A 23,583-nucleotide genomic window follows, 5' to 3' on the forward strand; every position below is an offset into this window, starting at 1 on the left:
CCGGCGCGCGTTCGACGAACGCATGGACGACGAATGGCGCCGGGCGCGCCGGGCCGGTACACCGCTGTCGGTGTTGTTCATCGACGTGGATGACTTCAAGGCCTATAACGATACCTACGGCCACGCCCTCGGCGACGACGCGCTCTCGACCGTTGCGCACGGCATTGCCACGGCGGTGCGCCGTCCGGGCGATGTCCCCGCGCGCTACGGCGGCGAAGAGTTCGTCGTGCTGCTGCCCGATACGCCTCTGGAAGGCGCGCTGCATATCGCCGAAGCAATCCGGCAGCGCGTGGAAGCCTGCGAAATCGCCCACCGGGTCAGCGTGCACGGGACGGTCACCGTCAGCATAGGCTGCGCAACCGCGTCGCCACCGGGCTTGGGCGGCGCGTACGGCCTGCTCGGCGCCGCCGACCAGCAACTCTACAAAGCCAAGGCCGCAGGGCGCGATTGCGTCCGGCCGCTGGCCCACGCTGCGGCCCCGGTGGCGAGCTCCTGAAGGTCGCGTCCGCGAGCTTAAAATCGCCCCTGGAGCTGCCGTCCCGAGACCAAACGCATGATTTGCAAGGATTTTTCTCGTCTGTATAATGCGACCTTCCCTTCCAAGGCCACTTCCCCATGAGCAGACTCCTTTGCTTGCTGGCGCTGACGTTTGGCGCGACGCTAGGTGCGATGCAGGGCGCGGTGGCTCAGGAACGTGCCCCCGAGGCCGCCCAGCTAGACGCCGCAGCCAGCGACGCCACCGCCGAAGCCACTCATCAGGTCTCCCGGCTGATCTCCCAGAAGTTCGGCGTCGCGCGGGCCAAAGCAGAGCAAATTTCGGCCGCGGTGATGTCGGCAGCATCGAAATACTCGCTTCCTCCCGCCCTCCTCCTCGCCATCATCTCCGTCGAATCCCGCTTCAAGGAAAAGGCCCGCGGCGCCAATGGCGCAACCGGCTTGATGCAGGTCGTGCCCGCCGCGCACAAGCAACTCGTACGCAACATCGACCTGACTGAAGCGACTGCGAACATAGAAGCCGGATCGGCGATTCTTCACGGTTATGTCCAGTCGGCTCGCGGCGACGTCGGCGCGGCGCTGAAGAGCTACGGCGGCTCGAAAGCCTACGCGGAAAAAGTCAGCTTGCGGGCCAAGACGTTGGCTCCGGAAGTCGGGCTCGACGCCGGTACCAATGCCGAAACGAACCGCAATTGACTGACATCCGTTTCACCACTCTGCAGCAATCCCTTTCTCCGTTCCCCCGCATCACGCGACGCGCCACTCACCGGCCTGTCGCGGACCGATTTTTGCTCATCTCATAGATGACGACCCGCATTTTCGCTGAGCACCAAAGAAGGGAACAATGATGGGATCGCCGCATCGCGGCTAAGTCAGAACACGGCTAAACCATGTCCGTCTGCTTTCGATTCCCCAACGCGTCAACGGTTGGCCAACCGATCGCCTCACTGTCGAGGAATCTGTGACACGACGCCCTGTCGAAGCGGATTACGACCAGTTCGCTTTATGGAACCCGAAGCATGTCCTCACGCCCATGGTGAACCGGCGTGTCGTGATCGCGCACCGTGATCCGATGATCGGCGAATCGTTCGTGCTTCTGCTCGGGTTAAAGCGCCTGGCGGCGCAGCACATGATGGACGTGGACGGATTGACGGTGTTAATCGACGATCGGCATCCGCAGGCATTGATGATCGATACGCGTCTGGGGATCGGCGGGCACAGCGGTTTCGTGCGCAAACTCAGCGATAACCCGACCCACGCCGCCATGCTGCTTCTCGCCTTGAGCAATTTCCTCCCGGAAGACCCGGTCTCGACGTTGCAGGAGGCCGGCTACGACGGCCATTGCCGCCGTCCCTGCGCGATGTGGCGCGTTTCGGAAGTGCTTGGCGACTTTTTCGCGCCGCTTGCGCGTCGCTGAGTTATGGCAAGAGTCATCCTAAAACCAGCTCCCGCAGTTCTTCGATATTGAAGGGCTTCGCGAGAATCGTCACACCCGTGTGGCGCGCGCGCTCGAATTCGTCGGCGTAGCCGGTCATCAGCGCGATCCGCTGCGTGGGCCAGGTGCCGCGCACTTTCTCCGCCAGATCGATGCCGTTGAGCCGCCCAGGCATCTGGATATCCGATAACACCAGGTCGAAGCGACTGCCTTCGCTGAGCACGTCGAAGGCTTTGTCGGCGGTGAGTTCGTGACGCACGTCGCAGCCGAAAGTGGCGAGCACCGCCGCCACGCCCGCCGCGACTTCTTCGTTGTCCTCCACCAGCAGGATCGAACCGGGATTCAGCCGCGTGGGCTGAGTCATAGCCATCGTGCCGGCCGTGTCCGCCGAGGTGTTCACCGGCGCGACGGATGGGCCGTGGTATCGCGGCAGATAAAGCCGCACGGTCGTGCCGCGTCCCGGCACGCTGTCAAGGCGCGCCGTGCCGCCCGCCTGCTCGCTCGCCGCCAATACTTGCGCCAGACCCAGGCCCGTGCCCGAACCGCTCAGCTTGGTCGTGAACAGCGGTTCGAATGCGCGCCGCGCCGTGGATTCACTCATGCCCTCGCCGCTGTCGGTGAAGGCAAGCAGCGCATATTCACCGTCGGGCAGGACGTTGTCCGCCGTCACGCGAACGTTCTGGCAGCGAATCACGAAACGGCCACCATGCGGCATCGCATCGCGGGCATTCACGGTAATGTTGATGATCGCGAACTCGAGTTCCGTGGCATCCGCGCGCACCCGCCACATGTCGGGTGACACCTGCACCTTCACCTGGACCTTCTCTCCGGCCGCCGTTTCGATCAGCCCGGCCGCGGCGGGCAACCAGATGGTGAGATCGATGGGTTCCTGCTTGAGCGGTTGCTTGCGCGCGACGCTGAGCAGGCGCCGGGCGAGCGCTTCGGCGCCTGCGGTCGCGCGCTCGACCGCCAGCACTTCCCTTTCCAGGCCGTTGAAATTCTTGCGCCGCGCGAGCTCCATGTTCGCGGACACCACCATCAGCAGGTTATTGAAGTCATGCGCCACGTTCGCGACCAGGTTGCCGAGCGCGCCCATGCGCCGCAACTGCCGGCTGGACGCTTCCGCCGAGAGCCGCATCGCGACTTCTGCTTGCCAGCGCTCCCATGCGGCTTGTTGCGCCTGCAACTGGCGCAGCGAAAACAGCACGAGCAGCCAGACCGCGATGCATGGCGCTGCCGTGATCACCGCGATCAGCGTGTAGTGCTGCCGCCATTCGGAGAGGATGTCGCTAGTCGGGATGCCGCTCGCCACGTAGAGCGGATAGTCGCCCACGCGCCGAAACGCCAGCAATCGCTCCACGCCGTCGATGCTCGACAGGACCCGCGCGCGCCCGAACAATTCGTTGTTGCGCATGGCCTCGGTGAACGCCGTGTCGCGGGCGTGGGTGATGCCGGCGCGGCTTGGCGGCTCGCGCACGAGAATGCCGCCGTCGCGCCGGAACAGGCCGACGCTCATGCCCGGTTCGCCATTCGTCAGCTCGCGATAGAAGCCTGCGAAATAATCTCGTTTGAGCGCAATCGACACAACGCCTGCAAAGCGGCCGTCGTTCAGGCTGCGGCCGACGCTGGTTGTGAATACATCGGTTTGCTGGACGCTGCCGAAGAGCGGCAGTGAAAAATACGGATCGGGGCGGATGGCGCGGGCGGAGGTGAAATCGTCGCGATTGGAGATTGAAACGGCTGGCACCGGGAAGAAGCGGTTGCTCGCGAGCATCTCGCCGGACACGCCGAAGATGGTGATGCCGGCCACTTGAGCGAACGATTCGCCGATTACGCTCAGGCGATCGTGGATTGCTTTCTGATTCGCACGGATGTGGTCGTCGTCGCTATCGGCGAGCATTTCCACGATGCGCGTCGAGATTTCGCGGTTGAGGTCGAGCACCTTGACGGCTTGTTCGTCGGCGACGCGGGCTACACGATCGGCGATGTCGTCGGCGTCGGTCATGCGACGCTGGTAGTCGTAATAACCGTAGCCGAGCAGGAACACGATCGGAAATATGATCGATGCCGCCAGCACGATCAGCAGGATTCGCCGAGTCGCGGCGAAATTGCGCAACGGCAATGGCAGGTCGAGTGCGGCGGAATCCGAAGAGTGCAAAGCGTGCAAAGCTCCAAGGGGGTTCGTTCGCACTCGGGGCTGGGTGGGCCCGAGTGCTGGTTTGGGGATCTATGCCAGATCTGCTTTCTGCGTCCGTGGCCGGTCTATCTTAAACCGAGCGCAATTAAACCGACCGCAAGCCTGAGCAGCAGCAACCCGGCATCACCCCCGGCCAGCGAGCGCCGACAAACCCAAACCAACCCCGAGCACAAACGACCCCTCAGACTCGGAAAACAAAAAACCGGGCCTCGGCCCTAATGCCGTTCAGTTAAGAGCTGAGCGGCATTTTCATTTTTGTCGCGGGAAGTGGTTGTAAACGTTGCGCCGAGCTGTTAACTTTTCGGCACGATGCTCTCCAGCCACCTCACTTACCTGATCGAAGCACAAGAGCCTGCCGATCTGCGCCGGTTAGCCGAGCATCTGCCCTACGAGTGGATCGAACGTGCGGTGCAGGCAACGGGCACAGCGAGCATCCGGCGGCGGCGCCTGCCGGCTGAACAGGTGGTGTGGCTGGTAATTGCACTGGCGATCTACCGGCACTGGTCGATCAGCGAGGTGCTCGACAGTCTTGATCTGGCGTTGCCTAACGAGGCCGCGCCGTTTGTCAGCAAGAGCGCGGCGGCGCAGGCGCGCCAGCGCGTTGGCGAGGCGCCGATGGCTTGGCTGTTTGAGCAGACAGCACGTGCGTGGACGAGGCAGGACGCAGCTCACCATGCGTTCAAGGGGTTGAGTCTCTGGGCGATGGACGGCACCACGCTGCGCACGCCCGACAGCCCGTCCAACCGTGAGCACTTCGGCGCACAAGGTTACGCCAGTGGCAAGGTGGCCAGTTATCCGCAAGTGCGCGCAGTGACGCTCACCGCGATTCCGACGCATCTGGTCGCCGATATCAATTTCGGTCGCTACGACACCAACGAAATGGTATACGCCAAGAGCCTGCTGCCGCAGATACCGGAAGACTCGCTGACCGTGTTCGACAAGGGCTTTCTGGCCGCTGAGATTCTGTGTGGCCTGACGATGGGAGCACGCAATCGCCACTTCCTGATTCCAGCCAAATCCAATACCTGCTGGGAAGTGATCTCCGGTACCGCTGACGATGCGACGGTGCGCATGCGCGTCTCGCAGCGGGCGCGCAAGAAGTGCCCGACTTTGCCCGAATTCTGGAATGCGCGGGCGATCCGCACCATCGACGCACGCGGGCGCGAACGCGTGCTGCTTACTTCGCTGGGCGACCGTCGGCGTTTCAAACCCGCAGATATCGTGGCCTGCTACGAGCGCCGCTGGCAGATCGAAACCAGTTTCCGGGAGATCAAGCAATCGATGCTGGGTTCGGAGTTGACCTTGCGCAGTCGCACGGTCGAAGGGGTGTACCAGGAGATATGGGGTGCGTTGATCGCCTACAACCTGATTCGCCGTGAGATCGCCAGCGCCGCATGGGAAGCCAAACTCGAGCCGACCGATATCAGCTTCGTGCGGGCCTTTCATACGATCCAGCACGAAATGATGTGGGCCGCCGTGACTCCGGCCTATGCAAAATTGCCAGCGTGCCTTCAGCGGCTGCGTGAACGCCTCAAGTCGCTACCCAATGAAAACGACCCGGGCGCGCATGCGACCGAGTCGTCAAATCCCGACCTAAACGTTACACCGTTCGATACCTCAACAAGGATCTTAACTGAACGGCATTAGGGCCTCGGCCCGGTTTTTCTTCATTCCAACGTGTTCCGGTTTTACCAGCCTTGTTGCTGGTAATAACCCGGCTGCGGTTGCGGTCCGCACGGCACATAAGCACGGCGATAATCGTCGAAGCAATATCCCGGCGGCGGTCCAGGCTGCGCATAAACCGGCTGATACACCGGCTGTGCATAGACAGGCTGTGCATACACCGGCTGCGCAGCCGCCGCCGATCCCACCAGCGCGCCAATCACCGCACCACCCAGCAACGCGCCGACTATCGCACCGCCGTCTCCGCCGCCACCCCCGTGCGCGGACGCCTGGCCTGACATTGCAAGACTTCCGGCCAACACCAACACTGCTGCTACGCGTTTCATTTGAGTTCTCCAGATCCCGTGGTCGGGACTATGGAAATGATCTTATGCGGGTACGGAAGAAATAACTGATGCAGTTAGTAACGGATCATTTCAGCGGATACATATTCGTCAGCCGTTTTTACGTCCTGAGCTTCAGCCCAGACGTTCAGGCCTCGGTCGATGCCCGCCGGATCGCACGCTCCACCGCGCCGGTCTCGCCATGCGGCACAAAAATGTAGCCCTGCCCCCAAACGGTCTGGACGTAGCGCGGATCGGACGGATCGGCTTCCAGCAAACGCCGCAACCGCCATATGGAGACATCGAGACTGCGATCCCGGTACGTCCCCGCCTGACCCCGCAGCTTCTCGTTCAACTGCGCGCGCGTCAGCACCACCATCTCGTTCTTGACGAAGATCTTCAGCGTCGCAAATTCGCCGGAACGCAACGGCACACGTTCGCCGTTGTGCCGCAACTCGCGCGCGGCAAAATCGACTTCGTAGGGACCGAACCGATAAGGCGGCCGGTCTTCCGGCGCACCCGGCGACGCCGCATCGCGACGTCTCAGGACAGTGCGGATTCGGGCGAGCAGTTCGCGCGGGTCGAAAGGTTTGGCAAGATAATCGTCGGCGCCGAGTTCCAGGCCAATCACGCGATCGATCACATCCGAACGAGCGGTCAGGAAGATCACGGGAATGTCGTCGCCGGCCGCGCGCAATTCGCGCAGCGCACTGATGCCGTCTTGTTCGGGCATCATGACGTCGAGCACGACTATAGACGGCCGCTCGGCGTCGAGGCGTCGTTTGAGGCCCGTACCGTCGTGCAGCACCGACACTGCAAGGCCGTTGCCTTGCAGATATTCGCGAACGAGGTCGCGCACTACGGGGTCGTCGTCGACGAGGAGAACATGATGAGTCATGCGATTCATTCTAAGATGCAAGGGCACCTTTCCGCGATACCAATTCCTTTCCGCTTCTTTCATCGAATTGCACGGCCAGCGAGTGTTTAATACCTAGGATCAATGCGCTCAACCGCCCGGCTGAACGCGCACGGGCGTTTTAAGCCGCTGCTGCGGACCGTTTTCGCGAGGGTTTTGAGTAAGAATCCGTAACCAACGTTGAGCAGATGAAAAACCGTACTTTTACGATGCCAGCTAAAATTTCAGCATGACTACTTCGGTATTGATCGTCGACGACGACCCGGCGGTATGCGACCTGCTAAGCCGCTTCCTGAATGCGCGCGGGCTCGACGTTTCCGTCCTGCACAATGGCACCGGCCTGCGTCGGCGCCTGGAATACGAACGCCCGTCCATCGTGGTGCTCGACATCATGATGCCGGACATGGACGGCCTCGCCGCGCTTCGCCAGGTGCGCGCCGCCGGTGACGACATCCCCGTGATCTTCGTCACCGCGCGCGACAGCGTGACAGACAAGGTCGAAGGACTCGAGCTCGGTGCGGACGATTATCTGGCGAAACCGTTCGATCCCCGCGAGCTGCTCGCCCGTATAGACACCGTGTTGCGGCGGCGCGCGCCTGCGTCAACGGGTCGGCCGGAAGCCTGCGCGAGCGAACGGTTCGGCCGCTTCGAACTGGACTTCGTCACGCGCGCGCTGGTGAGCGGCAACGAGCGCATTCCGCTGCGCGACAGCGAATTCGCGTTACTCAAGGTGCTGGTGCGGCATCCTTACAAAGTGCTGTCACGCGTGCTGATCCACGATCTCGTGCATCGCGACGATGCCACTTTCAGCGACCGCAGCCTCGACGTCCCTATCTGGCGGCTGCGCCGGATTATCGAAGAAGATCCTGCCAGCCCGCGCCATGTGCAAACCGTGCGCGGCCAGGGTTACGTGTTCATTCCCGATCCGGATGGGGCGCGCAATGCGCCCGATCGCGCGTCGACGGTATGAAAATTTTCGGCACGCCAGATTCGCGCGGCGGCAAACGCGCCCGTGTCGGGTCGGGTCGTGCCGGATCGAGCGCCGGTTCGGGCCGCGGCAATCCGTTCAACACGCTGTTCGCGCGCATGGCGCTGATTTCGATGGTCGTGCTGTTTGCCGTGCAAGCCTGCTGGTTCACCGTGCTCACTGTGCAGCGCCCGCATCATGACGCCGAAGGTTACGCGCGCGGCCTGATGCTCGTGCTCGCCGCAGCCAACGACGACGCGCGCCAAGGCGTACGGCTCGCGCCCGCGCTGAGCGTGCAGCTCGTGCTCTCCTCGAACCTTCCCGAAGGCATCACGCTGCGCGAGCCGGAAAACGGTCCCGTCGTGCATCTGCTGCGTGAGTTGAGGACCGTGCTGCCGCCCGGCACGCGACTCGCCGTCGACGGCCCCAGACACGCACAACGGCTCTGGGTGCGTTATCCGAACAGCCCGAACTGGATCGTGACGCCGGTCGACCTGCCGCCGGCGCCGCCTATCCTGATCGAATCGGTCGGCATGCTGCTGGCGGCCGTGATCCTGTCGCTGGTCGCAGCGTGGCAGTTGCAGCGGCCCTTGTCGCGAGTGGCGCAGGGTGCGCGCCAATTCGGCGCCGGCGAGCGGCCGGTCCCGGTAGACGAACGCGGACCGCGTGAACTCAGCGAACTGATCCGCGCATTCAACCAGATGATGCGAAGGATCAACGAAGCCGACGACGAAAAAGCCGTCATGCTCGCCGGCATCGCACACGATCTGAAAGCGCCGCTGACGCGCCTGAAACTTCGCGCGAGCGTACTGGTGCAGGACGACGCCGAGCGCGCGCATTTCATTCGCGACATCGATTCCCTGACGCGCATCGTGCAGCAGTTCCTGGAATTCGCGGCCAACGCGCCGACGAGCGGACCGGCCATCAATGTGGACGGGTTTCTCGCGGAACAATTCGCGCAGGACGAAGCCGGCGACGACGCGCCGCTGTTCCACCTCGACCTGGCAGCCGGCGATGCCTTCCGCTTGCCGCGCACGCTGCTGGATCGCCTGGTGACCAATCTCGTCGATAACGCCCTGGAACACGGCTCACCGCCCGTCGATATCAGTACGGCCAAGCGCTGCGGCGAGTGGATCATCACGGTGCGCGATTACGGCGAAGGCATCCCGCCCGAGCGTCTGGACGACGCTCGCAAGCCGTTTGTCCGCCTGGACCCGGCACGCGCCGGCGACGGCCATTGCGGACTGGGTCTCGCCATTGTCGGACGCCTTGCGAACCAACTCGGCGGCCGCTGCGATATCGGCAATGCGGCCGAGGGCGGGTTGATCGTGCGGATCGTGATTCCGATGGAGGAACATATCCGCCCGAGTTGCGGCACGGTGCTGCTGCACAATGCCAGCGCGCCCGAAGCCGTCATGGCTTCTTGAACACCGCCTGCTCGAGTTCATCGAAGTTGAACGGCTTGGGCAGCAGGGTCGCCCCGCTCAGCTCGTCGCCCAGTTCAGTCGCAATGCCCGCCCCATAACCCGACGCCAGCACCACGTGCACACGCGGCTGCAGGCGTTTCACCGCGCGCGCCAGATCGAGACCCGACATGCCGGGCATGCGGACGTCCGTGAGCAGGACGTCGAATAACTGCTGCGCGATCAGGTCGAGCGCCGCCGGCGCGCTATTTACCGCCAGGACTCTTGCATCGAGCAATTCCAGCAGTTCGCGCGTCGCTTCGCGGGTATTGGCGTCATCCTCCACGATCAGCACGCGCAGCGGCTGCGGTTCGGCGAGCGAGTCAGGCACACTGGGCGTCTCGAAGACCCGCGAGCGGAACATCCAGCGCACCTTGCGCGCCAGCGCATCCCGCCGATACGGCTTGCTGATCAGCGCCACACCCTGATCGAGCCGGCCGCCGTGCACGATCGCGTTTTCGGTGTACCCCGACGTGAACAGCACCTCCAGCCCCGGCAGCATTTCCTTCGCGCGCCGCGCCAGATCGACGCTGCGCATCGTCCCCGGCATCACCACGTCGCTGAACAGCAAATCGACGTGCACGCCGCTTTCGAGCACACTCAGCGCGCTCTGGGCATCGACGGCTTTCAGCACCTGATAACCAAGCTGGGTCAGCATGTCTACTGCGGTTGTCCGCACGTTCGGGTCGTCTTCCACCACCAGGATCGTTTCCGTGCCGCCCGTCACCGGATCGTTCGCGGCGTCCACCCGCACGGCCTCGTCTTCCATCGAGCGCGGCAGGTAAAGCTTGACCGTCGTACCGTGGCCCGGCTCGCTATAGAGCTTGATATGGCCGCCTGTCTGCTTCATGAAACCGTACGCCATGCTTAAGCCCAGGCCCGTGCCGCGGCCTTCGGACTTGGTCGTGTAGAAGGGCTCGAAGGCGCGTGCGAGGACCTCTGGCGCCATGCCGCAACCGGTGTCCGAGACGGCGATCATGACGTACTGGCCACTGCTCAGGTCGTCGTGATGGCGTGTGTAGTCGTCGTCGAGCATCGCATTGCCGGCCTCGATGGTCAGGCGGCCCGCGCCGTCCATCGAGTCGCGTGCGTTGATCGCGAGATTCACGATCACGTTCTGCAAATGATTCGGGTCGGCGAGCGTGTTCCACAGGCCGCCCGACACCACCGTTTCCAGTTCGATGGTTTCGCCCAGCACGCGTCGCAGCATGTCGTCGGAACTTCGCAGCAGCCGCGAGACATCCAGCGCCATCGGTTCGAGCGGTTGCCGGCGCGCGAAGGCCAGCAGTTGCGACGCAAGCTTCGCTCCGCGCTCGACCGCTTCGTGCGCGCACGCCAGGCGTCGCGTCAGCGTTTCGTTGCCGCTCGTTTCCTGCGTGGCAAGCTGCAGGTTTCCGCCAATCACCTGCAGCACGTTGTTGAAATCGTGGGCAACACCGCCGGTCAGCTTGCCGACGGCGTCCATCTTCTGCGATTGCGCGAGCGCCGCCGCCGTTACATGCCGCTCCGCTTCACTCGTTCGCAACGCCGCCAACGCCTCTTCAATACGTTCTTCCAGCGTCTCGCGATGCCGTTCCAGCGCTTCGCTCAAGCGCTTTTGCTCCTGCAACGCGGTGTCGAGCGAATGGACGCCGAGCACATGGGCGGTAATGTCGCGGGAAATCGAGACGAACCATTCGACGCCGCCCGGCCCGTTCACCGGGGAAACCGAAACGTCCCAGTATTTCGGCGTGCCTTTCGCGGTCGGGCAGAGCGCTTCGAAGCGTGAATAATGGCCTTGCCGGGCGTTTTCGATGGCGTCAGTCGGCAAATGCCGCGATTCCTCCGGCCACAGCGCCGACCACGACTTGCCTTTCATCGGCGCAAAGTCGTCAATCTCCATCAGGCGGATGCCGTTCGCGTTCATGAACTCGAGCGTGCCGTCACGCCGCAGGATCTTGATGCAATCCGTGCTGCCGTTCAGCACGCTCAGGAAGAATGGGCCAGAATCGAGGGAAAAAGCCGGCCCGGGATCCGTATTGACCGCGGTGTCCGGCTCGGGCGCAGCGGGCACGGGACCGAGCGGAAAACCAAACGGCTGGTCGGCGCGGGCCGCGGGCTCGGGCTGGTGGACCGGCGTCGGCAAGCAGTGCACACCCGTTTCGTCGAGACGTGCGACAGCGGGATCGGGACTGGCTGAGTCGGTCATGAATCGGGCGCGGACAAAGGAAAACGGCGAGGACAGTGCAAGGCGGTGTTTGAGCCTATGCGCTGTAACGTGATCGGCAACAGGAAGCAAACATTGCGCCAGTGATACCAATCCAGGCTCAACCGTGGCTGGGCTTTGCAGCAGCTACTTCACTTTGTCCGCGCCTCGTATCTTTCACACGCCGCGTGTAAAAACCATCCCTGCGACGGGTAGTTCTTGCGCACTCGCTTATTTTTGGGAGGGGTTCTACGTCATATCGGGAACGCGGGAGACGTTAATTGCAGCGAGAGATCTTTCCGCCAGGCCTGGACCTGATTTCGTGAATCTCCCGGTGGCTCTGCATGAAGGGCGCGCTTTGGGTCGTTGAAGGCAAACAACCGTCGCGAGGTTGCACATCCTTTAATCAGGATATCGATTGGCGTGCGCGCTTCTTGCTCACTCAAAGGCTTCGCTCAACGGTCGCGTTTCCGGCCCCAGGCCTTACAGCCGGAATGTCGATCGACCCAATTCGTCACCCGTTTTCGACGCGTTTTTCTCGTCATGAATAACCGGCCGTGCGCACTGTGCGCCGCGCCAACATGGAGACGCCTCATGCCTCAAACCACGACGCAGGCCGTTCAGTCGCCGCGCTTTTCCTCCCCGTTTGCCGCAGCCGTTCACGAGGGCCTCACGCATGCGCCGCAAAAAGAATTGCCATCGATGTACTTGTACGACGAAGTCGGCTCCGCCTTGTTCGAAGTCATCACGGCGTTGCCCGAATACGGCGTGACGCGTGCCGAGGAGCGCGTGCTGAATGCGCATGCCGGCGATATCGTCGCTGAACTGCCGCGTAACGTGACCGTTGCCGAACTCGGCAGTGGCAGCGGCCGGAAAACGCGACGAATCCTGGAGGCGCTGTGCAAGAAACGGCCGACCGAATATTGTCCGATCGAAATTTCGCCCACGGCGTTGCAACTGTGCCGGCGGGAGCTTGGCGATATCGAGCGGATTTCGATCGTGGGATACGAGCGCGATTATCTGGCCGGACTGGCGGAAGTCAGTGCGAACCGGAAAGAAGGTGAAGTGTTGCTGGTGCTGTTCCTCGGCAGCACGATCGGTAATTTTGCGCGGCTGGCGGCCACGCGTTTCTTGAAGTCGATTCGCGGCATGCTCAAGCCCGGCGATTCGTTGTTGCTCGGGATGGATCTGATCAAGCCGCTGGATACGTTGATTGCGGCATACGACGATCCTATCGGCGTGACGGCAGCGTTTAACCTGAATTTGCTTGCGCGAGTCAATCGCGAACTGGACGGGGATATTCCACTAGACGCGTTCGAGCATCTTGCGCGATTCAATCCCGATGCTCGGAGCGTCGAGATGCATTTGCGCGCCAAGCGCCCGGTGCGGGCAACGATTCGCGCGGCGGGGTTAACTGTGGACTTTCGCCAGGGCGAAACGATCTGGACGGAAAGCAGCCACAAATATATTGCCGGGGAAGTGGGGCCGTTGGCCGCGGATGCGGGATTCGCTTGCGCGAGGCAGTGGTTGGATCGCGAGTGGGGATTTGCCGAGAGTTTGCTTGTGGCGCGGTGAGGTTTGCGACCGGCTTGGTCGCTCGCGCCAGTGTTGTTCTACCAGCGCCTGCAACCCCGGATTGACACCGGTCGGCCACTGGCAGAGTGCGAACGAAACCGCCCCTTCAGTGCTGCTCAAACCTCTCGAACCGCTTTTCGATATACCGCTCCTCGCTAACCAGATCAGCGACCCGCGCATGCGGCGGGCCGCGCCGTAACCATTCGAGCATCAGATCGACCTGGTTCGCCGGTCCCTGGATCATCGCTTCAACCGATCCGTCCTCCAGGTTCGCCACCCAGCCGCGCACCCCAAGCGCATGCGCCCGGCGCACCGTCGCATGGCGGAACCCTACTCCCTGCACCAAACCCCTCACGTGCACGTAATACGTCTCTATTCGAGTATCCAGGTCCGGACTCGGCATGTTGCTTCTCCCGATTAGTGCCAATTCGCCGCGTCGCCGGATGGGTGCCCAAAGCACTCCCGGCAAACGCCATCAGGCCGCATTTTAGACAAGACCAGAAAAACCGGCAGTACCCATGGGATCGCCATGAGCGAAACCGTCGTGATCAACCCCAACGCACCCATTCGCGTTCAACCCGGCCGGAATGGCTGCGCTCCCTCCGCCTCGACGCCACGCGCCGATGCGCCAATCACAATGGCCTCGATCGCATCCAGGGAATTCGCCGACGCTGTCATGGCAAGACCTTTTGATACAAACGCTCGCGCGCATCGAAATCCGCGAAGCTGCCCGCGTGTTTTGAAAACCGCAGGCTCTCATTGCTGCCGAGCCCGAGAAAGCCGCGCCCCACCAGCGAATCGCTGAACAACCCCAGCGCACGGTCCTGCAGCGCCCGGTCGAAATAGATCAGCACATTGCGGCACGACACGAGATGCGCTTCGAGAAACACGCTGTCGGTGGCGAGGCTGTGATCGGCGAACACTACGCGCGACTTGAGCGTCTGGGAAAATTTCGCCGCACCATACGCCGCGTGGTAGTAGTCGGAGAGCGAGCGCTTGCCGCCCGCCGCCAGATAATTCTGGCTGAAACTCGCCAGCCGATCCAGCGGGTAGATCCCGCTTTCGGCCTGACGCAGCGCGTCGGTGTTGATATCGGTAGCGTACAAAACCGTACGGTCCGCGATGTTTTCTTCAGCGAACAAGATTGCGAGCGACCAGAGCTCTTCGCCACTGCTGCACCCCGCCACCCATACCTTGATCGACGGATAAGTCTGCAGGATCGGCACGACCTGCTCGCGGATCGCGCGAAAGTAGGCCGGATCCCGAAACATCTCGCTGACCTGCACCGTCAGGTACTGAAACAGGCGCGAGAACAACCTGGCGTCGCGGAGAATACGCTCCTGCAACTGCGACAGCGTCGTGAAGCCAAGATCGTGCAGCGCCTGCGTCAAACGCCGCCGCAGCGAACTCACCGAATAATGCCGGAAGTCATGCTGGTACTTCAGATAAACGGCTTCGAGCAGCAGCTTCAACTCGATGTCGAATATGCCCTCCTCCGTATTCTTCAGGTTTCGATGGGGCATGGCGGGTCTTGCTACCGTTGGCGCAACCAGACGCGACACAGCGACACCAGCTTGTCGACATCGATAGGCTTCGAAATGTAATCGTCCGCTCCCGCTTCCAGGCATTTCTGGCGATCGCTCGCCATCGCTTTTGCAGTCAGCGCGATGATCGGCAGCCGCGCATGCTCCGGGTTCTTGCGAATCTCGGTTATGGCGGTGAACCCGTCCATCTCCGGCATCATGATGTCCATCAGCACCAGATCGATCTCCGGATGGCGGGCAAGCGAGTCCAGCGCCTCGCGGCCATTACGCGTGATTTCCAACTTCGCCCCCAGCGGCTCGATCACGTGAGACAACGCGAAGATATTGCGGACATCGTCTTCGACCAGCAGGATCGTGCGACCTTCGAACACGTCGTCGCGCTGACGCGCCGCGCGCAACATGCGCTGCTGTTCGGGCGGCAACGCGCTCTCCACGCTGTGCAGGAACAGCGTCACTTCATCGACCAGACGTTCCGGCGACTTCGCGCCCTTGATGATGATCGACTTGGAATAACGGCGCAGGCGCTGCTCCTCATCCGGCGACAACACGCGCCCCGTGTACACGATCACCGGCGACGACGCATGCGCCTTCGAGATCGATACACGTTCCAGCAAGTCATAACCCGAACCGTCCGGCAAAGCGAGGTCCATCACGATGCAGTCGAAGGTGCTCCGATTCATTTCATCGATGGCTTGCGCAATCGTCCCGGCTTCCACAATCTCGACCGTCGCGCTTTTCAACAACGCGTGAATGCTCTGACGCAGCGCGGGATCGTCTTCGACCACCAGCACGCGCCGCATGCCTTGCGCCGAACGCGCTTCCAGCTTGCGGATCGCGCCCGCCAGCGTTTCGCGTGCGCTGGGTTTGAGCGTATAGCCGATGGCGCCGAGATGCAGCGCGACATCGGCATGATCCGTCGATGACACGATGTGGATGGGGATGTGGCGCGTGAGCGGATCGCGCTTGAGCCATTCGAGCACGGTGAGGCCTGACTGGTCGGGCAAACCGACATCGAGCAGGATGCCGTTCGGCTGCAGGTCGCGGGCCAGTTCCACGCCTTGGCTTGCGGTGGTCGCGTGCACGAAGTCGAATTCGAGTTCATGTGCGAGGTCGTGCAGGATATGCGCGAAACGCAAGTCGTCTTCGATCGCCAGGATCACGCGATCCGGGCGCTTGCGGTTGGCGCGGTCGTCGGGGATAGGCTGCGGCGCGGGGTGGGGCGCGTTCGGCGCACGCCATGACAACGGTTCAGCGGAAGCGGACGCGAGTGCCACCAGATGCGCCGGCGCGGCGCTCGTGGCGGTGTCCTCATCATCGACCGTCATCGGCTCGCTCATATGCCCGATCACATCGAGTTTCGCCATGACCGTGCCTTCACGAACGGCAAGCGGCAGCGTGACCGAAAACACGCTGCCCTTGCCCGGCTCGCTCGCAACACTCACCGAGCCGCCCAACAAACGCGAGAATTCCCGCGATATCGACAGACCCAGACCACTGCCACCGTACTTGCGGCTGGTCGTGCCATCGGCTTGCTGGAACGCCTGGAAAATGAGGTCCTGCTTGTCGTGCGGAATGCCGATGCCTGTGTCGCGTACATCGAAGCGCAACGCCTTGCCGCCGTTGCCTGCCCCATGCACGGAGACCGTCACCTGACCGTGCTCGGTGAACTTGAACGCGTTCGACAGCAGGTTGCGCAGCACTTGCTGGAGACGCTGGTTATCGGTGACGAAATATTCCGGAACGCCTTCGGCGCGTTCCATCACGAGCTTCAGGCGCTTCGAGTCGGCGATCGGCGCGAAGGACTGCCGCAACGATTGCAACATCCCGTCGATGGCAACCGGCGCGAACTGCACGTCCATTTGCCCCGCTTCCACCTTCGACAAATCCAGGATGTCGTTGATCAGCGAAAGCAGATCGCTGTTCGACGAATGAATGGTCGCGGCGTAACGTACCTGTTCGTCGGAGAGATTGCCGTGCTTGTTGTCCTGCAAAAGCTTGGCGAGAATCAGCGAGCTATTCAGCGGCGTGCGCAATTCGTGCGACATGTTCGCGAGGAATTCGGACTTGTACTGGCTCGCCCGTTCCAGCGCCAGCGCGTTCGCTTCCAACTCCTTCTGCGCACGCACCAGCTCCACTTTTTGCCGTTCGAGATGCTGCGTATATTCCTCGAGATGCGCATTCGTCTGCTCGAGCTCGGCCTGCTGCGTCTCCAGCCGCGCCTGTGTTTCCATCAACACCCGGCCGCGTTCCTCGAGCTCTTCATTGGATACCCGCAACTCCTCCTGCTGGACCTGCAATTCCTCGCTCTGGCACTGCGTTTCCTCCAGCAACTCGACCATCCGCGAGCGATACTGCGCCGAGCGCAACGCCATGCCCATGGCCTCCGCTGCGTTTTCGAGCAACTCGCGGGTATCGGCAAACGCGTGGTCATCGCCGATAAAACCTACCTCCAGCACGCCGGTCACTTTGCCGTCGGCCATCATCGGTGCAATCACGCAGTGGCTCGCCGGCGCCGACGCCAGCGCCGAACCAACCATCAGGAAATCCGGTCCCGCGCCCTTGACCTCGATCGCCCGCTTCTCGTCGAGCACTTGCCCGAGCAGCCCCTGGCCCCGCGCGATCCGTTGCGGCACGGCGTTCTCGGCGGGCAATGCCCACGCCGCGATCCGCTCCAGGGCATCGCCTTCGCGGCTGTACAGCACGGCCACTTTCGCCCCCACATACGGCACGAGCGAACGAAGGATACCGTCGCCGATCGAAGCGGTGTCGAGATCGCCGCGCATCTGCAAGCCGATCTGGACTTCGCCCTGCTTCAGCCACGCGCTGCGTTGCAGGTTCAGCCGCGTTTTGATATAGAGATGCCCCACGCCGGCCAGCACGAACATGACGATCACGCCGATCATGCGGTTGATTTGCAGCACGATCGAGCCGGTGAGCGCGTCTCCGTTGGTAAGGATATAACCCGTGAGCGTCAGCACCGAGGCCGCGCCGGCGGTGATGAACGGCGCGTTGGGCCGGTCGACCCACATGCACAACGCGACCGGCAGCATGTAAAACACCCAGACAGCGACACGTAGCGGCGTGAGCCAGTCGATCGCAAACACGGTCAGGAGCAGCATCGTGATCGCGAAATAAAGCCATACCGACCGGTTTCGACTGTCTATGAGCATTGGCTGATGGATATTGTTGAAATTTTGTCAGGCTAACTTATTGGCCTACTTAAGCAGCACCGGACCATAGCACGAGCCGCCAGCCCTTGTCACATATGGGTTAGCGGCCGATTGAGACGCTTCGAAAGACGCGCAACTGTTACCTTTGCAAGACAAAAAAGAGGCAAAAATGACTGACCCGTTAAGTGGGCGCGTGCTCGTCACCGGCGCATCGGGATTCGTGGGATCGGCGGTGGCGAGGATCGCGCGGGAACGCGGCTTCGACGTACGCGTAGTCATACGCAAGACCAGTTCCCGGCAGAACCTCGAGGGCCTCGACGCCGAAGTCGTGATCGGCGACATGCGCGACGAAACCTCCATGCGCGCCGCCATGAAAGGCGTGCGTTACCTGCTGCACGTCGCCGCCGATTACCGCATCTGGGCGCGCGATCCGGGCGAGATCGAGCGCGCCAACCTGGAAGGCACCGAGGCCACGATGCGCGCGGCGCTGGCCGAGGGGGTCGAGCGGATCGTGTACACGAGCAGTGTCGCAACGCTGAAGGTGAGTCCGGCGGGCGAGATCGTCGATGAAACCAAGCCTGCCCAGGCCCATCAGACCATTGGCGCATACAAGCGCAGCAAGGTGCTGGCGGAGCGCGCGGTCGAGCGCATGGTCGCGAACGACGGTCTGCCGGCGGTGATCGTGAATCCATCGACGCCGATCGGTCCACGTGATGTAAAACCGACACCGACCGGGCGGATCATCGTGGAGGCGGCGACCGGCAAGATCCCCGCTTTCGTCGATACTGGCCTAAACCTCGTGCACGTTGACGACGTCGCGAACGGCCATTTCCTGGCGCTGGAGCGCGGGGTGATCGGCGAGCGCTATATTCTCGGCGGCGAGAATTTGTCGCTGCAGCAGATGCTTGCGGACATCGCCGGATTGGCCGGACGCAAGCCGCCGACCATCAAACTGCCGCGCGGCCCGCTGTATCCGCTTGCGCTCGGCGCGGAGCTTTACGCGAAATTCAGCGGCAAGGAGCCGTTTGTTACCGTCGATGGCTTGAGGATGTCGAAGAACAAGATGTACTTCACGTCGGCGAAAGCGGAGCGGGAACTGGGGTACCGGGCGCGGCCGTACGGCGAGGGCTTGAGCCATGCGCTGGATTGGTTCCGGGCAAATGGCTACCTGAACCGGTGATCCCTGTTGTTTTCGATCACCTTTGTAGCGCTCTTCACGCATTTTGTTACAACGTGTGGCGACGGCGCGCGGTACGCAGCAGTTAAAATCGCAGGTTCGATGCAAGGCTAGCAAGGCAAACAAAGCATGAACTTAACCGACCAGCTCGGCGCGCTGGAATCAAGCCTCGATGAGCTGATTCTGGCCGCCGCTTCTATTCCAGCTTCTTCTGACTCTTCCACTGCTTCAGTTGCTGATGCTTCTGTAGAACCGGCTGCTCACGCAGAGGAAAAACCCAAGCTCCACGTCTCGCGCCCTGAAAAGAACGTGATCGAGATGACGATCGGCGGGGTGTCGGTGGCGTTGAGTCCCGAAGGGGTATCGGAATTGATCGAGGAATTGTCGAACGCCCGCGCTTCGATGACCGTCGAGCAGCCGAACGGCCTGCCGCCCGGCTGGCGTTTTGTCGCGACGAAAAACCCGGTCATGGCCACGCAACGTTATGCGAACGGCGATCGTTTGCTGGTGCTGCGCCATACCGGACACGGCTGGGTGCCGTTCTCGTTCTCACCCGACATGGTGATCGAGTTGTACGCGATGTTGACGAAGCGCTAGGTTGAACGTGGGCGATCAAGCCCACGTCTTTCAGGTCCTCAAGGCGCCTGGACCCGCGCCTTCCACTGCCCGCCTTTCCCACTCCAGAACCGCACTGCCGACCCCACCGTCGCGCTGACGTAAAACAGCGCGATCACCGGCAATAGCGGTGCCCAGAGTATCGAGCGGCGGTAATAGCGCAGCATCGGCGCATAAGCGCAACACATCGCGATCCACGCAAGCCACGCCGGCCAGCCCTTCGCGCCCAGCGTCAACGCGATCACCGGCGGCGCGAGATAGATCACGCACATCGCGAGCACCGTTCCGACCAGCATCAGCGCCGAATAACGCAACTGCGTGAACGCCGTACGCGCGATCATGTTCCAGACGTCGCGCCAGTCGTCGTAAGGCCGCAGCGATTCGCTGTCGGTGGCGAGATCCAGACGGATCGGCCGCGCCGCGTTTGCGCCGTTGCGAAACTTGATGCGCGAGGCGAGGCTGCAATCGTCGATCAGTTCACCGCGAATCGATTCGATCCCGCCCGCCTCCACCAGCGCCGCGCGCCGCACCATCATGCAACCGCCCGCAGCCGCCGCCGTACGGCTGCTCACGTTGTTGACCCACTCGAACGGATACAGCTTCGCGAAGAAAAATACGAACGCGGGAATCAACGCTTTTTCCCACAGCGAATCGCAGCGCAGCCGCACCATCAGCGAGACCAGATCGCGATCTTCCAGGATCGCGCGCGAGACGAGTTGCGACGCGGCGTCGGCGGGATGCCAGATATCGGCGTCGGTAAGCAGCAGGTAATCCGCCGGAAAACCTAGTCCGTCGATAGCCGCAATGCCTTGTGACTGCGCCCACACCTTGCCCGACCAGCCGGCCGGCAAGGGTGCTGCCGTCAGCACAGTCAGCCGGTCTTCGAAACCACCGTCACGCGCGGCAGCCTGAGCGGCGTCGGCGGTGCCGTCGGTGCTGTGGTCGTCGACGACGATCAGATGGAACGAACCCGCGTAATCCTGCGCGAGCAGCGACATCACCGCGCGGCCGATCACATCAGCTTCATTGCGCGCCGGCACGACCGCGACCACGGCCGGCCACGCACCGCGGCGCGCGATCTCCGCCTGGCCGACAGCGTGAACGGTACTTTCGCTGAGCCGCCCAGCAGCTTGTGCACGCCAGAAACCGCCGCGGCCAAACAGCAGGACAAGCCAGATAAGGAGGGACAGCCAGGCAATCAGGAGCATCGTCTATTCGGGTTGAGCAGATTCAATATCAATAGGAGAGGCACGAAGTCAGCTTACGACGGAGCGCAATTGCATGCCCAACCGTCCACGCAGCCGCATAGCCAGCGAACGCACACCGATCACCGCCCAGTCCAGGCTGTTCAGCACAGGACGCTTGCGGAACACATCGTAGTCGGCTTGTTCGATTTTTTCGAGAATGCGCAAACCGCCCTGCACGACGCTGCACAGTTCCAGCCCAAAACGTCCGGGCAAACGCACGGCGAGCGGCGCGCCGCCGATGATCATCGAGCGTGCATGGTCGATTTCGTGACGCATGAGCGCGCGCCAGGCGTTGTCGCAGATTTGCTGGTCGATATGCCGTTCGGTCACCTTGAAACGCTCGAGATCGCACAGCGGCATATAAATGCGCCCCTTCTTCCAGTCGATACCCACGTCCTGCCAGAAGTTGATGATCTGCAACGCGGTGCAGATTGCGTCGGAATCGGCGAGATTCTCGGGCGTGCCGGCGTCGACGAGATGCAGCATCAGCCGTCCGACCGGATTTGCCGAGCGCCGGCAATAGTCCATCAGGGCGGGCCAGTCGGCATAACGCGTGGTCTCGATGTCCTGATCGAACGCCGAGACGAGATCGTAGAAGGGCGTGAGCGGCAGCCCGTATTCGGCGACGACGCCGGCGAGTTTTTCGAACAACATGGGATGGACCGGCGCCGAATGGCCCGCAGCGACCGCATCCAGCCCCGCGCGGAAATCGGCGAGACGGGCGTGGCGTTCGGCGGGGTCGAAGACCCCTTCGTCGGCAATATCGTCTGCCGTGCGCGCGACGTGATAGATCACGCCGACCGGCGCACGCAGCCTTTTCGGCAGCAATATGCTGGCTACCGGAAAATTTTCGTAGTGATCCACTTCCATGAAAGGGTCCAGGTATTCAACACCCGCGCGGATGCCTGAATGGACATCGACGCACGCAGGTCGTGCATGCCGGGCGGCTGACGCGTCACAACACCCCGCTCACCCGGGCGAAAATGTTGGATAGGCGCAACGACTCGAGACGCTATCAATTCTTGTCGTGCGCTGTCCGAAAACCCGCTGGAAAACAGATCGGGTTGGATCAATGCGACTTCGACCCGACTCGGGTCTGCCTTTATTTTCGCCTTCGCGTCGGCTTCGGTTTAATCCGGCCGCCGGGACCAAAGCTTCGACCACCGCCTTGCTCCTCGGTTCTGCCTGCTTCTGCCCGGCAAGCCGCTTACGCGGCGCTTTTTCATCGTGTCTTGCGGCGCGGATCCTGCCACGGCGCCGCCACGCGCGTACGCGCTCCAGCTGCTTCAAAAGCCGGCTCATACCGGCTTCATAGCGCTTTGCGGGCAACGCGGCGAAGCGCTAGTTTACCGGCTTCCGCGCCCGCGCAGTAATTCAACCCTGTCGATAGAAACGGAAACAACCCCTTACGAGCATCCAAAAAGCGAACGAGTTAGAATACGCGGTCAACTTCGGCCTTAAAGTTGAAACGAATGGCCTATTTTTAGGCAATTGTTTCCGAAAGCTTTTTCCGAGCTTTTTCCGAGAAGCTTTAATTTTGCTTACAACAAATCGACCGGATTTGATCGAAGCTTATAGCCGGTTCCATTCGAAACCCGCGTCAGTCGGAGTTCGCCCGAATATGCGTATTATCCTTGCTCAACCCCGCGGCTTTTGTGCGGGTGTGGTCCGCGCGATCGAGATTGTCGATCGCGCTCTTGAACGACATGGCGCGCCGGTGTACGTGCGTCATGAGATCGTTCACAATCGGCATGTCGTCGACAACCTGCGTAGCAAGGGCGCGCGTTTCGTCGAAGAACTCGATGAAGTGCCGCATGGCGCTGTCGCTATTTTCAGCGCGCACGGCGTAGCGCAAACAGTGGAAGCCGACGCCGAGGCACGCGGTCTGGATGTGCTCGACGCCACGTGTCCGCTAGTCACGAAGGTGCACGTGCAGGGCCGGCAATATGTCGCGCAGGGCCGCACGCTGATCCTGATCGGTCACGCGGGGCATCCGGAAGTGGAAGGGACCATTGGCCAGATTCCCGGCACGGTGGTGCTGGTGCAAAGCGAAGCTGAAGTGGCAACGCTCGCGCTGCCCGTCGATGCGCCCGTCGCGTATGTCACGCAGACCACGTTGTCGGTGGACGATACGCGCGACATTATTGACGCGTTGCATCGCCGTTTCACGGACATCGTCGGCCCGGACACGCGTGATATCTGCTATGCCACGCAAAACCGCCAGGCTGCGGTGCGCGAGCTGAGCAAACAAGTCGACGTGTTGCTCGTGGTCGGCGCAACGAATAGTTCGAATTCGAATCGCCTGTGCGAGATCGGCGCCGAAACCGGCGTGCCGAGCTACCTCGTGGCAGATGGCTCGGAAGTGAAAGCCGAATGGTTTTCGGCTGCGCAGGCCGTCGGGATTACGGCCGGCGCATCGGCGCCGGAAGAAATGGTCAAACACGTTATTGATGCACTGCGCGCGCTGGGCCCCGTTGAAGTCACGACAATGTCCGGCCGCGAAGAAAAAGTTGAATTCAAACTCCCCGCGAAGCTGACGAAGCCGCTTGCCGCGGCAACGGCATCCGCCGGCGCCCTTCGCGAAGATTAAG

At 62.1% G+C, this 23,583-nt stretch carries 18 protein-coding genes and 1 pseudogene; 10 read left to right on the forward strand and 9 right to left on the reverse strand.

Annotated features, from left to right (window positions below; genetic code table 11):
• The 3 genes from EOS_RS14175 to EOS_RS14185 form a co-directional block, all read left to right on the forward strand.
• Positions 1-496, forward strand: a 496-nt coding sequence (locus EOS_RS14175; protein WP_047847291.1) for a diguanylate cyclase, incomplete at its 5' end; no start/stop codon positions are given.
• A gap of 137 nt (positions 497-633) precedes the next feature.
• Complete coding sequence (locus tag EOS_RS14180; protein WP_235442810.1) at positions 634-1,191, forward strand: transglycosylase SLT domain-containing protein; 558 nt, start codon at positions 634-636, stop codon at positions 1,189-1,191.
• Positions 1,192-1,456: 265 nt separating this feature from the next.
• Positions 1,457-1,912 (forward strand): hypothetical protein, encoded by a 456-nt coding sequence (locus EOS_RS14185; RefSeq protein WP_047847293.1) that lies wholly within the window; start codon positions 1,457-1,459, stop codon positions 1,910-1,912.
• Positions 1,913-1,925: 13 nt separating this feature from the next.
• Here the strand turns inward: EOS_RS14185 and EOS_RS14190 are convergent, their stop codons facing one another.
• Positions 1,926-4,088: a hybrid sensor histidine kinase/response regulator gene (locus tag EOS_RS14190; protein WP_047847294.1), complete on the reverse strand. Its 2,163-nt coding sequence runs from the start codon at positions 4,086-4,088 to the stop codon at positions 1,926-1,928.
• 348 nt (positions 4,089-4,436) lie between these two features.
• Between EOS_RS14190 and EOS_RS14195 the strand changes: the two are divergent.
• Positions 4,437-5,764 (forward strand): annotated as a pseudogene (locus EOS_RS14195) (IS4 family transposase).
• A gap of 51 nt (positions 5,765-5,815) precedes the next feature.
• Here the strand turns inward: EOS_RS14195 and EOS_RS14200 are convergent.
• Positions 5,816-6,136, reverse strand: a complete 321-nt coding sequence (locus EOS_RS14200) for a hypothetical protein (protein ID WP_047847295.1) — start codon at positions 6,134-6,136, stop codon at positions 5,816-5,818.
• A gap of 145 nt (positions 6,137-6,281) precedes the next feature.
• Positions 6,282-7,031 carry a response regulator gene (locus EOS_RS14205; protein WP_047847365.1) on the reverse strand — a complete coding sequence of 250 codons (750 nt, stop codon included), beginning with the start codon at positions 7,029-7,031 and terminating at the stop codon, positions 6,282-6,284.
• A 247-nt stretch (positions 7,032-7,278) separates the two neighbouring features.
• Here EOS_RS14205 and EOS_RS14210 point away from each other — a divergent pair, with 247 nt between their 5' ends.
• Together EOS_RS14210 and EOS_RS14215 are read left to right on the forward strand one after the other, a co-directional pair.
• Complete coding sequence (locus EOS_RS14210) at positions 7,279-8,019, forward strand: response regulator (RefSeq protein ID WP_047847296.1); 741 nt, start codon at positions 7,279-7,281, stop codon at positions 8,017-8,019.
• Positions 8,020-8,135: 116 nt separating this feature from the next.
• Complete coding sequence (locus EOS_RS14215) at positions 8,136-9,443, forward strand: ATP-binding protein (RefSeq protein WP_235442814.1); 1,308 nt, start codon at positions 8,136-8,138, stop codon at positions 9,441-9,443.
• On the opposite strand, the gene EOS_RS14220 is transcribed toward EOS_RS14215, so the two are convergent.
• Positions 9,430-11,667: a hybrid sensor histidine kinase/response regulator gene (locus EOS_RS14220; protein WP_053063877.1), complete on the reverse strand. Its 2,238-nt coding sequence runs from the start codon at positions 11,665-11,667 to the stop codon at positions 9,430-9,432. The genes EOS_RS14215 and EOS_RS14220 overlap by 14 nt on opposite strands.
• Before the next feature lie 591 nt (positions 11,668-12,258).
• On the opposite strand from EOS_RS14220, the gene egtD reads away from it, so the two are divergent.
• Positions 12,259-13,239, forward strand: a complete 981-nt coding sequence (gene egtD / locus EOS_RS14225; RefSeq protein ID WP_047847297.1) for an L-histidine N(alpha)-methyltransferase — start codon at positions 12,259-12,261, stop codon at positions 13,237-13,239.
• Positions 13,240-13,345: 106 nt separating this feature from the next.
• Here egtD and EOS_RS14230 read toward each other — a convergent pair whose 3' ends face one another.
• The 3 genes from EOS_RS14230 to EOS_RS14240 form a co-directional block, all read right to left on the reverse strand.
• Complete coding sequence (locus EOS_RS14230; RefSeq protein WP_047847298.1) at positions 13,346-13,642, reverse strand: acylphosphatase; 297 nt, start codon at positions 13,640-13,642, stop codon at positions 13,346-13,348.
• Between the two features lie 271 nt (positions 13,643-13,913).
• The gene (locus tag EOS_RS14235) at positions 13,914-14,762 is read right to left on the reverse strand and encodes a CheR family methyltransferase (protein WP_047847299.1); all 849 of its coding nucleotides are present in this window, start codon (positions 14,760-14,762) and stop codon (positions 13,914-13,916) included.
• Between the two features lie 11 nt (positions 14,763-14,773).
• On the reverse strand, positions 14,774-17,902 hold the full coding sequence (locus EOS_RS14240) for a response regulator (RefSeq protein ID WP_047847300.1): 3,129 nt from the start codon (positions 17,900-17,902) through the stop codon (positions 14,774-14,776).
• 220 nt (positions 17,903-18,122) lie between these two features.
• Here EOS_RS14240 and hpnA point away from each other — a divergent pair, with 220 nt between their 5' ends.
• Positions 18,123-19,133: a hopanoid-associated sugar epimerase gene (hpnA, locus tag EOS_RS14245; RefSeq protein ID WP_047847301.1), complete on the forward strand. Its 1,011-nt coding sequence runs from the start codon at positions 18,123-18,125 to the stop codon at positions 19,131-19,133.
• Positions 19,134-19,259: 126 nt separating this feature from the next.
• The gene (locus EOS_RS14250; RefSeq protein ID WP_047847302.1) at positions 19,260-19,727 is read left to right on the forward strand and encodes a hypothetical protein; all 468 of its coding nucleotides are present in this window, start codon (positions 19,260-19,262) and stop codon (positions 19,725-19,727) included.
• A gap of 38 nt (positions 19,728-19,765) precedes the next feature.
• Here EOS_RS14250 and EOS_RS14255 read toward each other — a convergent pair whose 3' ends face one another.
• Together EOS_RS14255 and hpnC are read right to left on the reverse strand one after the other, a co-directional pair.
• Entirely contained in the window at positions 19,766-20,953 is a 1,188-nt protein-coding gene (locus tag EOS_RS14255) for a glycosyltransferase (protein ID WP_047847303.1), read from the reverse strand.
• Between the two features lie 48 nt (positions 20,954-21,001).
• On the reverse strand, positions 21,002-21,862 hold the full coding sequence (gene hpnC, locus EOS_RS14260; protein WP_047847304.1) for a squalene synthase HpnC: 861 nt from the start codon (positions 21,860-21,862) through the stop codon (positions 21,002-21,004).
• A gap of 751 nt (positions 21,863-22,613) precedes the next feature.
• Between hpnC and ispH the strand changes: the two genes are divergently transcribed.
• Complete coding sequence (gene ispH / locus EOS_RS14265) at positions 22,614-23,582, forward strand: 4-hydroxy-3-methylbut-2-enyl diphosphate reductase (protein ID WP_047847305.1); 969 nt, start codon at positions 22,614-22,616, stop codon at positions 23,580-23,582.
• Position 23,583: the final 1 nt, after the last annotated feature.

Origin of the sequence: Caballeronia mineralivorans PML1(12) (assembly GCF_001028175.1) — a bacterium.
Classification (GTDB): Bacteria; Pseudomonadota; Gammaproteobacteria; order Burkholderiales; family Burkholderiaceae; genus Caballeronia; species Caballeronia mineralivorans.